Source organism: Pseudobutyrivibrio sp., from assembly GCF_015057185.1.
GTDB lineage: Bacteria > Bacillota > Clostridia > Lachnospirales > Lachnospiraceae > Pseudobutyrivibrio.
The window spans coordinates 1-13,029 of record NZ_SVEV01000053.1; the positions used below are offsets into that span (position 1 = coordinate 1).

The 13,029-nt window shown below is 37.1% G+C and carries 19 protein-coding genes; 4 read left to right on the forward strand and 15 right to left on the reverse strand.

Annotated elements, in window-relative coordinates:
- Positions 1 to 9: 9 nt before the first annotated feature.
- The 4 genes from E7276_RS14640 to E7276_RS14655 all read right to left on the reverse strand — a co-directional run bounded on the left by E7276_RS14640 (position 10) and on the right by E7276_RS14655 (position 3,357).
- Positions 10 to 600 carry a hypothetical protein gene (locus tag E7276_RS14640; protein WP_294219201.1) on the reverse strand — a complete coding sequence of 197 codons (591 nt, stop codon included), beginning with the start codon at positions 598 to 600 and terminating at the stop codon, positions 10 to 12.
- 26 nt (positions 601 to 626) lie between these two features.
- Positions 627 to 1,127 carry an HAD domain-containing protein gene (locus E7276_RS14645; protein WP_294219203.1) on the reverse strand — a complete coding sequence of 167 codons (501 nt, stop codon included), beginning with the start codon at positions 1,125 to 1,127 and terminating at the stop codon, positions 627 to 629.
- 128 nt (positions 1,128 to 1,255) lie between these two features.
- Positions 1,256 to 2,248 (reverse strand): hypothetical protein, encoded by a 993-nt coding sequence (locus tag E7276_RS14650; protein ID WP_294219204.1) that lies wholly within the window; start codon positions 2,246 to 2,248, stop codon positions 1,256 to 1,258.
- Between the two features lie 5 nt (positions 2,249 to 2,253).
- Entirely contained in the window at positions 2,254 to 3,357 is a 1,104-nt protein-coding gene (locus E7276_RS14655) for a hypothetical protein (protein WP_294219206.1), read from the reverse strand.
- A gap of 141 nt (positions 3,358 to 3,498) precedes the next feature.
- Between E7276_RS14655 and E7276_RS14660 the strand changes: the two genes are divergently transcribed.
- Positions 3,499 to 4,203: a tyrosine-type recombinase/integrase gene (locus tag E7276_RS14660; protein WP_294219208.1), complete on the forward strand. Its 705-nt coding sequence runs from the start codon at positions 3,499 to 3,501 to the stop codon at positions 4,201 to 4,203.
- A 91-nt stretch (positions 4,204 to 4,294) separates the two neighbouring features.
- On the forward strand, positions 4,295 to 5,050 hold the full coding sequence (locus E7276_RS14665; protein ID WP_294219210.1) for an amidohydrolase family protein: 756 nt from the start codon (positions 4,295 to 4,297) through the stop codon (positions 5,048 to 5,050).
- A gap of 80 nt (positions 5,051 to 5,130) precedes the next feature.
- Here E7276_RS14665 and E7276_RS14670 read toward each other — a convergent pair whose 3' ends face one another.
- The 8 genes from E7276_RS14670 to E7276_RS14705 all read right to left on the reverse strand — a co-directional run bounded on the left by E7276_RS14670 (position 5,131) and on the right by E7276_RS14705 (position 9,999).
- Positions 5,131 to 5,331, reverse strand: coding sequence for a hypothetical protein (locus E7276_RS14670; RefSeq protein WP_294219213.1), 201 nt, complete (start codon positions 5,329 to 5,331; stop codon positions 5,131 to 5,133).
- 8 nt (positions 5,332 to 5,339) lie between these two features.
- On the reverse strand, positions 5,340 to 5,561 hold the full coding sequence (locus tag E7276_RS14675) for a hypothetical protein (RefSeq protein WP_072912303.1): 222 nt from the start codon (positions 5,559 to 5,561) through the stop codon (positions 5,340 to 5,342).
- A 6-nt stretch (positions 5,562 to 5,567) separates the two neighbouring features.
- On the reverse strand, positions 5,568 to 6,161 hold the full coding sequence (locus E7276_RS14680) for an HD domain-containing protein (RefSeq protein ID WP_294219223.1): 594 nt from the start codon (positions 6,159 to 6,161) through the stop codon (positions 5,568 to 5,570).
- Positions 6,162 to 6,348: 187 nt separating this feature from the next.
- Complete coding sequence (locus tag E7276_RS14685; RefSeq protein WP_294219226.1) at positions 6,349 to 7,104, reverse strand: amino acid ABC transporter ATP-binding protein; 756 nt, start codon at positions 7,102 to 7,104, stop codon at positions 6,349 to 6,351.
- Positions 7,104 to 7,778 (reverse strand): amino acid ABC transporter permease, encoded by a 675-nt coding sequence (locus E7276_RS14690; RefSeq protein WP_294219229.1) that lies wholly within the window; start codon positions 7,776 to 7,778, stop codon positions 7,104 to 7,106. The genes E7276_RS14685 and E7276_RS14690 overlap by 1 nt, the downstream gene beginning before the upstream one ends.
- A complete protein-coding gene (locus E7276_RS14695) occupies positions 7,759 to 8,418 on the reverse strand; it encodes an amino acid ABC transporter permease (RefSeq protein ID WP_294219232.1) in 660 nt (219 codons plus the stop codon). Before E7276_RS14695 ends, E7276_RS14690 begins: the two co-directional genes overlap by 20 nt.
- Positions 8,419 to 8,456: 38 nt before the next feature.
- Entirely contained in the window at positions 8,457 to 9,356 is a 900-nt protein-coding gene (locus E7276_RS14700; protein ID WP_033153834.1) for a transporter substrate-binding domain-containing protein, read from the reverse strand.
- 22 nt (positions 9,357 to 9,378) lie between these two features.
- Positions 9,379 to 9,999, reverse strand: a complete 621-nt coding sequence (locus E7276_RS14705) for a GDSL-type esterase/lipase family protein (protein ID WP_294219237.1) — start codon at positions 9,997 to 9,999, stop codon at positions 9,379 to 9,381.
- A gap of 254 nt (positions 10,000 to 10,253) precedes the next feature.
- Here E7276_RS14705 and E7276_RS14710 point away from each other — a divergent pair, with 254 nt between their 5' ends.
- Together E7276_RS14710 and E7276_RS14715 are read left to right on the forward strand one after the other, a co-directional pair.
- The gene (locus E7276_RS14710) at positions 10,254 to 11,669 is read left to right on the forward strand and encodes a Y-family DNA polymerase (RefSeq protein ID WP_294219240.1); all 1,416 of its coding nucleotides are present in this window, start codon (positions 10,254 to 10,256) and stop codon (positions 11,667 to 11,669) included.
- 30 nt (positions 11,670 to 11,699) lie between these two features.
- Complete coding sequence (locus tag E7276_RS14715) at positions 11,700 to 11,927, forward strand: hypothetical protein (protein ID WP_294219243.1); 228 nt, start codon at positions 11,700 to 11,702, stop codon at positions 11,925 to 11,927.
- A gap of 69 nt (positions 11,928 to 11,996) precedes the next feature.
- On the opposite strand, the gene E7276_RS14720 is transcribed toward E7276_RS14715, so the two are convergent.
- From E7276_RS14720 to E7276_RS14730, 3 genes are all read right to left on the reverse strand, one after another.
- Positions 11,997 to 12,188 (reverse strand): hypothetical protein, encoded by a 192-nt coding sequence (locus tag E7276_RS14720; RefSeq protein ID WP_294219246.1) that lies wholly within the window; start codon positions 12,186 to 12,188, stop codon positions 11,997 to 11,999.
- Positions 12,189 to 12,196: 8 nt separating this feature from the next.
- Entirely contained in the window at positions 12,197 to 12,418 is a 222-nt protein-coding gene (locus E7276_RS14725) for a hypothetical protein (RefSeq protein ID WP_294219249.1), read from the reverse strand.
- A 134-nt stretch (positions 12,419 to 12,552) separates the two neighbouring features.
- Entirely contained in the window at positions 12,553 to 12,822 is a 270-nt protein-coding gene (locus tag E7276_RS14730) for a hypothetical protein (protein WP_294219252.1), read from the reverse strand.
- Positions 12,823 to 13,029 lie beyond the last annotated feature (207 nt).

Genomic DNA, 13,029 nt, shown 5'->3' on the forward strand with positions numbered 1-13,029 from the left:
CTTCTATACTTATTTTGGTATCTTCTTGTACTTTAGTATATAATTTTCTATTCGTTCTTTATGACATGCATCACAAAGAGTCATAACCCTGAAAATTCCTACAGAGGAATCATTTCTTAATTCTCCTTCTGCGCCACATAGTTCACAAGTGTGCCTGCTTTTCTCTTCTGCTGCGTGAACAATAGAACTAATATCCTGCCGTAGTTTTGCTTTGGCATCACCTATATAGCCTTCTACTTTTGGCTCAAAACGTATGCTTTCTCCTGTTGCAAGGTCATCAAAAGCAGCAATTCCACATGGTGCATCCGTATATCCAAAGTAAAAACGTAGCGTACCAAACTTTTCTTTTATCTGAGCAGGCTCAAAGTCTATCCCACTTAATCCAATACCTTCTATTGCATATCTTGCAACAATAGCCTCACAACACTCCCTAAGTAACTGATACCATCCACCTGAGCATTCAAATCCCCATTTTCTATAGCTATTATGGGAATCATCAGTGCTTTGCTCCATAAATGGAAAATCCTCTTGCAGTTTTATCTTCCACTCATCAAGTGGTACAATCTTTCCTCTATGATTCTTTTTTTCTTTCACAACCATTTTCACACCTCACTATCCGATTTACTTTAGTTTAATAATTTGTCTGATTTTGATATTCCTTCTAAAAAAATCATCGCTGATACGCTAGGTGTTGCAGATGCGTATGTAGAACACTCTATTCCTTGTCCCTTTGTATCTAGAAATCTTTCCCATAGTTTATTATAATCTTCAAATCCATAGTGATTGTCATCTAGAATAACGAAATCCTCAATATCATCATGCTTTTCTATATATTTTAGTATACCATCTTCCCGACTTTCACCAGCATGCTCTTTTGTTTCTCCTAAAATATTTATCCCATGCCTGGCCAATCCGTCCTTAAGATACAAGAAATCTTCATGATCCTTTCTTAGATTTTTCCATGTAGTTGTCAATACAACACCATCACAACCAGCGTAACGCATGGCGTCGCCTAATAGCTTTAGTCTAAACTCAACTATTCCAACATACTTACCAGATGGAGCTACAACGCATGATTTTGATGTATTTAACACTCCGTCTACATCTAAGAAAACTACAAAACTCATATAACACCTCCTATAAAAAACGCCCCACTGATGTTGAGTCAGTGAGGCTAGCTTTGTAATTTGTAAATGTCTATGAAACACTTACAAGAGTATATATAGATTTCTTGTAAAGGTGTATATATACCCCCTTATTGAAGCGCTATATCACAACCATGTTCCAATTTTGCTTCATGCGCGATTTGATCAAATTTTAGCAAAACTTCTTTCATGTCATCTCTATTTCGTGCTTTTCTTGGATTATTTGTAAAGCTTTCTTGAATAATATATTTCTTATTTCCCTTTGGCGGATCCATACCTTTAGTCATCGTCCAATGAACCTTGGTCTCTTTAGGTACCCTGGCTGTTTTTACGTCTTCGATAAGATCAATTCTGAAGGCAGTAAGATTGTTAGTGTACCATGGAAAGAATCTGTCATATCTATAGTTCTTCCTACCGCCAGGATAATTATAAGTTTCAGCCGGTCTCTCATGCCAATTGCAAATCAGCCAAAAGTATGAGTCCTTTTGTACAAGTCTGTAGGGGCTCACCTGATAAATCTGCGGATTATTTCCATCTGAATCTAACACTGTAATGTCCGTCATCTGTCCTACCTTTATGTGTTCTCGCAGCTGCTTGATAATTCCTTCGATTTTCTGCGTGTCTCCAGTAATAGTTTCATCCAGCTTTTTGATAAGACACCCTTTTATCTCCTCAGGCGAAGGATAATGCTTACTTCCAAGTGTATTTTTCAGCCTTGCTTCTAAAGATATTTTTTCTTCTTCAGTAAAATTGTGCGTACAACGAACACACTCAACGAGAAATGCCAATTCTTCTTCATCAACAGTATGATTATAATAGACTTTCCCATTTCTCTTACCAGAATCCTCTGATTGTAAATATCCAGGATAACTAATCGTGAACTCAGACTCATCTAGTAACATACCATTTTCATCAATGTTGTATGCATCTGCTAATTCTTTTAAACGTCTAGCGTAAGTACCCTTATCTCCCATAAGCTGTTTGGATAGTTCCTCTCCCATTTGCTCTCTAATACTGTGCTGTGTGGCAGGATGATTCTTATCCGTATTACGCTTTAAAAATTCTAATAATCTGATTCCATTTGTTAATGATGATTTGGACATACTATTTACCTGTTATTTTGCTGAAATTTTTCAGCCATATTTTCACTACGCTCCTTTATCCTCTCAGTTGCATTCTTAAAGAATTCTTCACACTGTTCCTTGCAAAGGGGCATTGGATTCTTAAATGTACTATCTTCATTTCTCTCAAAGTGCCCTTTCCAGAGTTCTAGTGGTTCTCCGTAATTGCCATTACCTTCCTCTATGACAAAAGATTGCATATAATTCTTCTTAACAAAGCTATCCCAACTTCCAAATTCACATAGCCACTTAATACAGAGTTTAACGTTAGCGCGATTTCTTCCTAGCAAGAGACATAATTCTTTATTTTTATTGCAATCGCACTCATTTTCAACTGTCTTAAGAATTGCATCCTTCTTTAAAGATTTGTCTGAGGATTCGTTTTCTTTATACCAGTTGTAAATTCGTAATAATGTTAAGTCCCAGTAATCTTTTGTGGATGTCGAGCGGGGTACATTAAAAGTTTTCGCTGGTACTGGAATAAAATTACCTAGAGTATGGCTATATCTAATAAAATTTTTAGCATCTTCACTAATCGATTCCTTTAACTTCTCGCTATCTTTCTCTCTAATATATATTTCCAGAGACTGACTTAATGAACCATTATATGGTTTACCACATTCATTAATAAATCCATTTCCTTTTATTTTAGATCTATAATACTTTTCATCATCTGCATATATCAACCTGAAATATTTACTCATCGTGGTTGTAATACTATTCATTGTATCACCACATATTCTTCCCTCATTGTCTTTTGTAATATTTAAATAATTATCTTCATATATTGCTTTATATATATTTTGCAGTTTTTCACTATATGTATCTGGATCTTCTATACAGTATACATATCCTCTTCCTTTTTTTCTCGCATATTTATCTCTAACTGCTTCCCAATAATTGAGAGAATTCTTGTATATCTCATCAGGTTTATTATTAAGTGTAGCCATTTTATAAATAAAGTACTTATCCAAGTCAACAGTGTCAACAAATTCATCATAAATTTCTATATTACTAACTTCTTTCCAATCATCCAGAAAATCATATTCTAATAATTCTTTAGCTTTCAAATCCCTCATTGTAAAATCCATAAAAAATTCCTTTCATTTATCTAATCTATTTGTATAAGCTCATACAAAACATATATATAATATATCATGTATGGCGTATATATACACCTTTAAACCATATCATAATTATTTTATATTGAGCAAAGCGATTTTGTTACATATTTGAATCTTGATGAACAGACAAAGCTACTAGATTGTATACAATATGGAACTGGACTTACTAAACGAGAATTGGCTTTCCATGAAAAGTATAAGAAACGTGATTTAGCCATCATATTCCTGTTTTTAGATACAGGACTTCGTATATCCGAATTACAGGCTTTAAATATAAATGATGTGGTTATTTATGATGATTTTATGCATGATGAATCTAACGAATGTTTCGTTCTTACTTTAAGAAAAGGTAAAAAAAGAAGTGGCAAAACACCTTCAAAGGTGTATTTTTCTGATGAATCAAAGATATATATTCAGGATTACCTTAAATCAAGGAAAATCCATGGAGAGAAATTCGATAGCAACTCTCCTCTCTTCACTACCCTTGACGGTGACAGACTTTCAGTACGTCAGATTCAACAGATGCTAAAAAAATACGATAGAGCCTCGCTTCACCGTAGTGATATCAGCGTACATAAGCTCCGCTCTAGCTTTGCTATGGAATTTTATAAGGCTGAGCATGATATTCTAGTACTTCAAAACCGTATGGGTCATGCTTCTATTGCAGCTACTAATATATATGCTAGAGCCAGCGATAAGGAGGAAGCTGTTAAGGCTTCTCGAAATTCTGCAAACTGTAATTTATTTCATAAAATAATTCTAATTGTTCCATACACAAAAATAAAGTGTACAAAAGTGAGCCTTATTCTTTGAAACTGACCCCTAAAAAATAATCAAAACTAGATATTTCAAAGTGCACAGGAATCATATATTATTTTCTCCAACAAAAGGAGGAGAACTTGTTATGTATGAATTTAGCGATTTTAAAAAGATTGATATGCACTCGCATATTGGAACCTGGGGTAATCCATTTAACTTTAGTGGGGACATTAATTTAGTTATTGATTTGATGGATAAATTTAATATAGAAAAGACAGTCTTATGCCCTTCTGATTCTTCTAAAAACGCGGATATTCTAGAAGCTTATGAAAAGGCTAAGAACAAGATTATTCCAGTGCCTTGGATTGATTGTACAAAAGAACAAGCTGCCTATGACGAACTAGAATATTTAATTCGTGATAAAGGCTGCAAAGGGGCAAAGATACAATCATTATTTGATGGCTATGCTGCTGATTCTCCAATAGTAGATCCAGTAGCTGAAATCTGTGAATCCTATAATGTGCCTTTCTTTGTGCATTCAGGACATGAACCTTTCTCATTGCCTTGGCAGATAGGGCTTTTAGCAGAGCGACATCCAAAATGTAAATTTGTAATGCTTCATATGGGGCATGGCCATGGAATATATGTTGAGGCAGCTCAGACTATTGCTAAAAGATATAAAAATATATGGCTTGAAACTTCTGGCACTTCAATGACTGCTCAGATTTTCAATGCTTATAAAAATGTGGGAAATGACAGAGTTATGTTTGGACTAGATACACCTTTTCATGCACCAGAGGTGGAAATCCAAAAGATTCTTTCTTGCCCATTAAAAGAAAAGGATTATGAGAACATATTCTATAACAATGCAAAGAACTTTTTAGGATCACTTTTAGATTAGGGGGACACATTCATGGAAAAGACTAGATATAATCAAAAAGATATTGCAATTGGCGCAAGTAATAAGCTGAATTGTTTTAGTCACCTTTTATAATCAGCTGATACATCAAAAAATGTCCGTACCCCTGAGATGTAATCGGCATAAGCTGTTTCTGCATCTTTTCCATGAAACACTTTGCAAAGTCCACACATATCGCAATCTGCAATACATGGAAATCTTTGCTTTATATAATCACGACGTTCTTGTTCAGTTGAATTTATAATATCTGGAGCTTCTTTCATAGGTATACCTATTTTATTTGCCTATCCTGACGGTATATAGACATATAATCCTTATTAATATCACTAATTTCACGTTTTCCATCTATATAGTCCTGGTAAATGTCCCAAGGACTACCGCCACCAAGCCAACATGAAGAACAGTTTTCACATCCGCCTCCACAGTCAAGAGATGCTTTTATAATCTCTTCGCGCTCCTCTCGTGTTGTATCTTTAATAAGGATTGATTTCATAGGCCTTTACCCCGCTAACATTTCCTTGTTAATAGTATCTTCGCTAGCTGCCATTGCTTGCAAAGTTTTATCTAACAAATCATTAAGCTCCCAGCCAAGCTGATTTGCGCCACGTTCTATTACCTCTCGTGAGCATCCTGCAGCAAATCCTTTGCTTTTATATTTCTTCTTAAGAGATTTTAGTTCCATATCTTTAGTACTCTTGGATGGTCGCATTAAAGCTGCCGCCCAAATAAGTCCTGTCAACTCATCAGCTGCAAAAAGTACTTTTTCCATCTCTCTTATTGGCTCTACATCTATAGTTTCTCCGCAACCAACAGTAATACCGTATCCGTGTGAACATACTGCATGAATAATATCATCACTCACACCGCCCTCTTTTAATAATTCTGGAGCTTTTAAACAATGTTCATCTGGATACAATTCAAAATCTATATCATGTAAAAGTCCAACAATTCCCCAATATTCCATTTCATCTGCATAACCAAGTTCATTTGCATACCATTTCATAACAGCTTCAACGGTCAATGCGTGTTGAATATGAAAAGAATCCTTGTTGTATTTTTTCAATAAGTCGAAGGCCTCATCTCTTGAAATCATTTTTACTATTCCCCTTCTCTTCTTCTTTTCTAAAAGCATACTCTTTTAGTAGGTAAATGGCAATCTTAAATCTTTATCCACTCAATTTCAGAGAATTTCTATAAGTTTTAGAGCTTTTTCATATGCAAATACGATGGTCACAAAAGTGATCATCGTTCAACACTTCGTTGCCCTATGTGCCGCAAATTTATATGTATAAGGCACTGTCATACTCAAAGGTTCTAAGGAACTTTTGCGCGCGCTCAGTAACTGGTTCTTTAAAGAATCCCTTTACATCTTCTGCCTCCTCTACTATCTCACCATTGTCGAAGAAAAGGATTCTATCAGCAACAGCTTCTGCAAAACTCATTTCGTGAGTTACTATAAGCATAGTGCGCCCACTTTTCGCAAGCTTTATCATGGTTTCAAGTACCTCATGAACCATCTCTGGATCAAGGGCCGCTGTTACCTCATCAAAAAGTATAATCTCTGGATGCATCACAAGTGCTCTTACAATAGCCACACGCTGCTTTTGACCACCTGAAAGCTGTCTAGGATAATAATCTTTTTTATCAGAGAGACCAACCTTGTCTAGAAGCTCTATTGCTTCCTTTGTAACCTCATCCTTACTTCTTTTTTGAACCTTTGTAGGTGCAAGTATAATGTTTTCAATTACTGTCTTGTGAGGGAACAATTCGTAAGACTGGAACACCATTCCAATCTTCTGGCGAAGCTTTGTGATATCTCTTTTATCAGCCTCCACTGGAAGTCCATCAACGGTAATGATGCCTCCCTGAATTTCCTCTAAACCATTCAAGCATCTAAGAAATGTACTTTTACCACAGCCTGATGGTCCGATGATAACTACAACCTCTCCTCTTTTTACAGAAAGGTTGATATCTTTCAAAACAACATTGTTTCCAAATTCCTTATGTAAATGTGTAACCTTTAATAATTCGCTCATTACGCCCACCTTTTCTCCAAATAAATACTAAGTCTACTAATTGGCCAGCAAACCAGGAAATACAGAAGCATTACCACACCAAACACACCGAATGCTGCATTTGGTGAAGTGTTTCTGTTTGCTTCGATAATCTGCTGCCCTACCTTCAAAACTTCCACAATACCAATCATCATTACCAGTGATGTTGTCTTAATCATTCTGGTTATAAGATTGATTGATAGTGGAATCAAACGTCTTATTGTCTGTGGCAGTATTATGTAAAAATAGCTCTGAAGCTTATCCATTCCAAGAGCGTATGCAGATTCAAATTGGATACGAGGAATGCTTTTTATAGAACCTCTTACCAAATCCCCCATCTCTGCTGTGCCCCAGAAGGTGAATACAAATATTGCTGAAGCCTCCGCAGATAAGTCCCAACCGAAGACTCTGGTGGTTCCGAAATACACAATGAAAAGAAGCACCATCTGCGGCATGATTCTTACTGTCTCTAGATATAGCTTCAACACGGCTTTTAAAATCTTATTATCAACTGTCATCAACACACCGACAACAAGTCCTAGTAAAATGCTAATTGCAACGGATATAAGGCTGATTTCAATTGAAACCCACAAGCCCTGAAGCAATCTCATGAAGTTTGTTCCTTTGAACAGAACATCAATCCCCAAACTGGCCATAGCGCAACCTCCTTTCCACAATCGCTCCTATAATTGATACTGGAAGGAGCATAATCAGGTAGAATACAACCAGAAGGAACAGACACTCAATTGTCTTTGCGTACATTCCTATTAAATCCTTTGCAGTAAACATCAGGTCCATGAGACTGATTGTTGAAAACACTGATGTCTCTTTTAATAAGAATATTACGTTGGCCAAAAGTCCTGGCACACTGATAGAGATTGCCTGAGGCATAATTACATGCCACAAGGTCTGATATTCATTCATACCAAGGCTGAGTGCACTTTCGGTTTGTATTACAGGAATTGCTTCCAGACCACTTCTAAAGGTTTCAATCATATAGGCTCCGCCTAGAAGTCCTAGTCCTAGAACACCGCATGTCTCTGCAGTTATTCTGATTCCTACCTTTGGCAATGCAAAGTAGATAAAAAACAATTGAACCAAAAGTGGTGTGTTTCTAAAAATTTCAATATATATTCCAATAATCGTTTTAAGCACCGGAACTTTAAAATGCAGGATAGCAGAGCCCATAAGTCCAATGATTAGACTCATTAATATGCCCTGCCATCCTATCTTCATTGTAAGTAAAAGTGCTTCTTTATATAGTGGAATATATTCTCTAAGAATATTTATATCCATTACTAAATAAATAGCCTTTCAAATTTTCTTTAGGAATCTTACTGCTCTACTACAAGAGTATCTTCGTAGTCAGCACCGTATGTATCAAGAAGAGTTGCCTCGTAATCAGCGTGGAAGAAGTTCTCATCTCCAAGTGTATCAAGCTCTTCGTTAAGCCAGTTGAGAAGTGTCTCATTGCCCTTTGTTACAGCTGGAGCGATTGTATCCTGGTCACCAAGCTCTGGAATACCTACTGTGTATCCTTCATTCTCTATCGCAAATGCGATAACCTCTGTATTATCATTTGCCCATGCTACGCCGTTGCCGTTTTCAAATGCTGTCTTTGCCTCTGCATATGCATCGTACTTCTGAAGCTTGATATCTGGATAATTCTTTGTAAGGTATGTCTCTGCTGTTGTACCAGAAATAACAATTACCTGATCATCCTCACCGATATCATCAAGGCTCTCAATAACTGCATCTGATGGTGATACAACACCAAGTGCAACATTCATGTATGGAAGTGCGAAATCAACCTCCTGAGCTCTCTCTTCTGTTACAGTAAAGTTTGCAAGAATGATATCAACCTTTCCTGTCTGAAGGTACTCAATTCTGTTTGCAGCTTCTGTTGATACGTAGTTAATCTCAACACCAAGATCCTCACCAATTCTTTCTGCAAAATAAACATCGTATCCTGCATACTCTCCATTTTCATCTACATAACCAAATGGGCTCTTGTCTGAGAAAACACCGATGTTAATTGTTCCGCTTTCCTTAATCTCATCAAGTGTTCTAAAGCCTGCATTTGAATCTGCAGCATCTGCGCCTGCCTCCACACTTGCATCCTTTACTTCCTCTCCTGCATCTGCACTGGAATTCCCGCATCCAACAAATGCTGTAGCTGTAAGTGCTGTAATAAGTAATCCGCTTGATAATTTCTTAAGTAAGTTGTTTTTCATAATAATCGTCCTCTTTCTATTCTTATATTTTTACCAACTTTTCATATATGGCTCCCGCGAGTAACTCATGGCTTTTGGCGTCCATGTGCTCCTGATCCAATTCTGATGGCTTCGCCACATCAGATGCTGCCAAAAATTTACAGTCATACTCCTCGGCGAGCTTTCTAAAGACTGCTTTCAATTCTTTAGAAATCACTACAGAGTGTTCATTGAATTCAGGATCATAATTGTTCTGCCATACCTTTTCTCCCAAATGAATAGGTGACACCAGGATTATTTCCATATCCTTCTTATATGACCTAATCTGCTTCAGAAGAATTTCAATCCCGCGGCCAATAACAACTGACGATGCATTGTAAATTGATTTGCAATCATTTGTACCAAGCATTAGCACCACCGTGTCTATTGGATAATGTGACTCTAAAAATACTGGAAGATATAATGAACCGTTTCTGCCGATTCGTGTCCTATCCTCAAACACTGTAGTCCTTCCACACAACCCTTCCTCAACAACTCTGTAGTCGGAGGTACCAAGCTTCTTTGAAAGAATTCCTGTCCAGCGGACATCACTATCGTATCTATCCCCATTGTCTGGGCGAAGACCATATGTATTTGAATCTCCAAAACACAATATGTTTTTCATTTGCTACCTCCTACTTCCTTGTTATGTGTGATATCTTATCTCTTATTACCTACTAGGTCAATAGGTTTTATAATCAAGGTTTCCTATACACCGTTATCAACAAAACCTATAGCAACGCCACCATCTACCTATAATTATTTTATAATTTGTTCGATTTACAAGAATGCATGTTCGGGTGTATTATCTACTTACAAAAGCAAACATATTTTCGGAAAGTATGTTCGTGATTTATCAAGGAGGTAAGACTACTGGATATGTCTAAGAATTTACTAATCCCCAAATGCTATATAGCTATAGATATGAAGTCATTCTATGCATCTGTAGAATGCGTTGCCAGAGGTCTTGATCCACTTAAAGCTAACCTTCTAGTCGCTGATGGAAGTAGAACCGACCAAACCATCTGCTTGGCAGTCTCTCCTGCCCTAAAAGCTATAGGCGTTCCAAGTAGACCTAGACTATTTGAGGCAAAACAAGCCATAGAGAAGTACGAAAGAGCTCACCATACCAAAGTCCTTTATATTACTGCAGTCCCTCGTATGCTTGAATATGAGAAAGTATCAGCCAAGATTTACGGTATTTTTTTAAAATATGTAGCCCCAGAAGACATCCATGTTTACAGCATCGATGAGAGTTTCATTGATTGCACACCATACTTGCATCTATATGAACCCGCATCTATAAAATCTGGCCAAAGCTCGGCTCACGTCATGGCTATGACCATGATTAGAGATGTGCTAAAGCAGACTGGCATCACCGCTACAGTTGGTATTGGAACAAATCTGTATCTTGCAAAAGTAGCAATGGATATCGTAGCTAAAAAAGCTCCTGCCGATAAAGACGGCGTACGTATTGCTGCTCTAACAGAAGACTCATATAAAACTTTGCTATGGCCACATAAGCCCCTCACAGATTTCTGGCAGATAGGAAATGGTAAAGCTCGGCGTCTCGAACGAAATATGATGTTCACCATGGGAGATGTTGCCGAACGCTCTCAAATAGATGAAGAATGGTTTTATAAAACCTTTGGCATTGATGCTGAGATATTAATAGATCATGCCTGGGGAATCGAGCCTGTTACAATGCATGATATTAAAAACTACAAATCCGATAACCACTCTCTTTCCAACGGACAAGTATTGCCTAGACCATATAAGTACGAAGAAGCATGTATTGTTCTAAAAGAGATGATTGATATCCTATGTTGTGACATGTACAAGAAAAATCTGGTATCGTCAAAGTTCACCTGGTGGGTAAGCTACGACTACAAAAGCCTTGAATACTGCCCTCACTACGATGGGCCACTAGCAATAGATTGGTATGGCAGACTCCATCCAGCACATTCTAATGGCACCGTAAACCTACGTAATGCGACAAACACTTCTAAGCTAGTAATTGAAGCTATTATGAATGATGTGATAAAGAAAACTGACCATAGAATACTGTTTCGCAGACTTGGCATATGTGCTTGTAATGTCCAAAACAATGGTGGCTACTTTCAAATGGATTTATTCACTAACTATGAAACGCTTAACAAAGAACAGCTCATTCATTCAGCTCTTTTAGAAGTAAGAACTAGGTATGGAGCAAATGCGATATTAAAAGGCATTAACCTTCTAGAAGGAGCTACCACAAGAGAACGAAATGTTCAAATCGGCGGACATAAAGCTTAATTTATATTTTATGAAATTGGATGAAATGATATGATTACAGATAGATACAGAAAAGTGTATGAAAAAGGTAAACCAAAGCACTCTCCATTTGATGATTTTTCAATCAAACACCCAGCTATGGATTTATCCAGACGCGCCAAAATATTCAGCCCTTTTGATGCACTAAAGGGATTTAATGAAGAAATCGCAAGTACAGAGCAGTCTTTTGAGTCCAACTATTCTGACTTAGAGCATGTACCTGCAGAGGAATATCCATAGTAGATTCACTATGTGTACTAGATATGCACTTGATATAACTCAACCTGAAGGACATCTCTGGCTTTTAGTCTACCTATAGTCTGCACTTACTTCCATATAAGACCGCTTACCAGTTATATAATCATCATAAGCAGTCTCAGCATCCTTTCCATGAAATACTGTGCATAGTCCGCACATATCACAGTCGGCTATACATGGAAAGGTCTTTTTTATATATTCCCTACGCTCTTCCATTGTAGATGTTGAAATATCTGGTGCCATATTACTACCTACTTTATCTGTCTGTCCTGACGATATACTGACATGTAATCAGCATTAATCTCAGAAATCTCACGCCTACCATCGATATAGTCTTGATAGATATCCCAAGGACTACCACCACCTAACCAACATGAGGAACAATTCTCACAGCCACCACCACAATCAAGAGATGATTTGATTATTTCCTCTCGCTCTTCTTTGGTTGTATCTTTGATAAGAATAGACTTCATAAAACAGCCTCCTACTATCATCCACCCTTTTCTAAAGCATACTATGTTAGTAGGTAATTGGCAAGAGATTAGTGTCATTGCATTTTTTAGTGCCAAAAATCTGTATCATAAAACTTTCCTTCTTCTAACTTTGTTTACATCCAATTATAATCTCCACCAGTGATAGCTAATGAAAGAAGTGCGTCCATACGCTCAACCTCTTCCTTGCCTCTGACCACTTGCAGTAGCTTCGCAGTTTCTTTGACCACTGGCATTTCTTCATCTGGTCCGATTTCCATATCAGGCGCTTCGCCACAGTATGGGCATACCAAACTTGGACCCACCTGAACAGATAAAAATCTATTAGCACATTCTGAGCATTCATAAAATCCCGCTAATTCTGTGCCATCTTCCACATAGTACATCTAACTAACCTCTCAATCTGTCTTGTAATTCCATTTTAATCGATTCTACTTGCCTTATAGCATCATCTGCAGCACTTATGGCTTCTCTAATTTCTTTTATCTCTATCTCTATCTCTGTCATATCTAATTAATCCTCCCATATTAATCTTGTTATATCTCTTGTTAACTCACTTTTTCTCACTTTTTCATAGTCACATAGATGAAGCT

Bases quoted from the DNA above. Each gene is read 5' to 3' on its own strand.
- E7276_RS14695 (WP_294219232.1), bottom strand. From the start codon at position 8,418: ATGGATATAAATATTCTTAGAGAATATATTCCACTATATAAAGAAGCA.
- E7276_RS14680 (WP_294219223.1), bottom strand. From the start codon at position 6,161: ATGATTTCAAGAGATGAGGCCTTCGACTTATTGAAAAAATACAACAAG.
- E7276_RS14705 (WP_294219237.1), bottom strand. From the start codon at position 9,999: ATGAAAAACATATTGTGTTTTGGAGATTCAAATACATATGGTCTTCGC.
- E7276_RS14650 (WP_294219204.1), bottom strand. From the start codon at position 2,248: ATGTCCAAATCATCATTAACAAATGGAATCAGATTATTAGAATTTTTA.
- E7276_RS14710 (WP_294219240.1), top strand. From the start codon at position 10,254: ATGTCTAAGAATTTACTAATCCCCAAATGCTATATAGCTATAGATATG.
- E7276_RS14715 (WP_294219243.1), top strand. From the start codon at position 11,700: ATGATTACAGATAGATACAGAAAAGTGTATGAAAAAGGTAAACCAAAG.
- E7276_RS14645 (WP_294219203.1), bottom strand. From the start codon at position 1,127: ATGAGTTTTGTAGTTTTCTTAGATGTAGACGGAGTGTTAAATACATCA.
- E7276_RS14675 (WP_072912303.1), bottom strand. From the start codon at position 5,561: ATGAAATCAATCCTTATTAAAGATACAACACGAGAGGAGCGCGAAGAG.
- E7276_RS14685 (WP_294219226.1), bottom strand. From the start codon at position 7,104: ATGAGCGAATTATTAAAGGTTACACATTTACATAAGGAATTTGGAAAC.
- E7276_RS14690 (WP_294219229.1), bottom strand. From the start codon at position 7,778: ATGGCCAGTTTGGGGATTGATGTTCTGTTCAAAGGAACAAACTTCATG.
- E7276_RS14720 (WP_294219246.1), bottom strand. From the start codon at position 12,188: ATGGCACCAGATATTTCAACATCTACAATGGAAGAGCGTAGGGAATAT.
- E7276_RS14665 (WP_294219210.1), top strand. From the start codon at position 4,295: ATGTATGAATTTAGCGATTTTAAAAAGATTGATATGCACTCGCATATT.
- E7276_RS14670 (WP_294219213.1), bottom strand. From the start codon at position 5,331: ATGAAAGAAGCTCCAGATATTATAAATTCAACTGAACAAGAACGTCGT.
- E7276_RS14700 (WP_033153834.1), bottom strand. From the start codon at position 9,356: ATGAAAAACAACTTACTTAAGAAATTATCAAGCGGATTACTTATTACA.
- E7276_RS14655 (WP_294219206.1), bottom strand. From the start codon at position 3,357: ATGGATTTTACAATGAGGGATTTGAAAGCTAAAGAATTATTAGAATAT.
- E7276_RS14640 (WP_294219201.1), bottom strand. From the start codon at position 600: ATGGTTGTGAAAGAAAAAAAGAATCATAGAGGAAAGATTGTACCACTT.
- E7276_RS14730 (WP_294219252.1), bottom strand. From the start codon at position 12,822: ATGTACTATGTGGAAGATGGCACAGAATTAGCGGGATTTTATGAATGC.
- E7276_RS14725 (WP_294219249.1), bottom strand. From the start codon at position 12,418: ATGAAGTCTATTCTTATCAAAGATACAACCAAAGAAGAGCGAGAGGAA.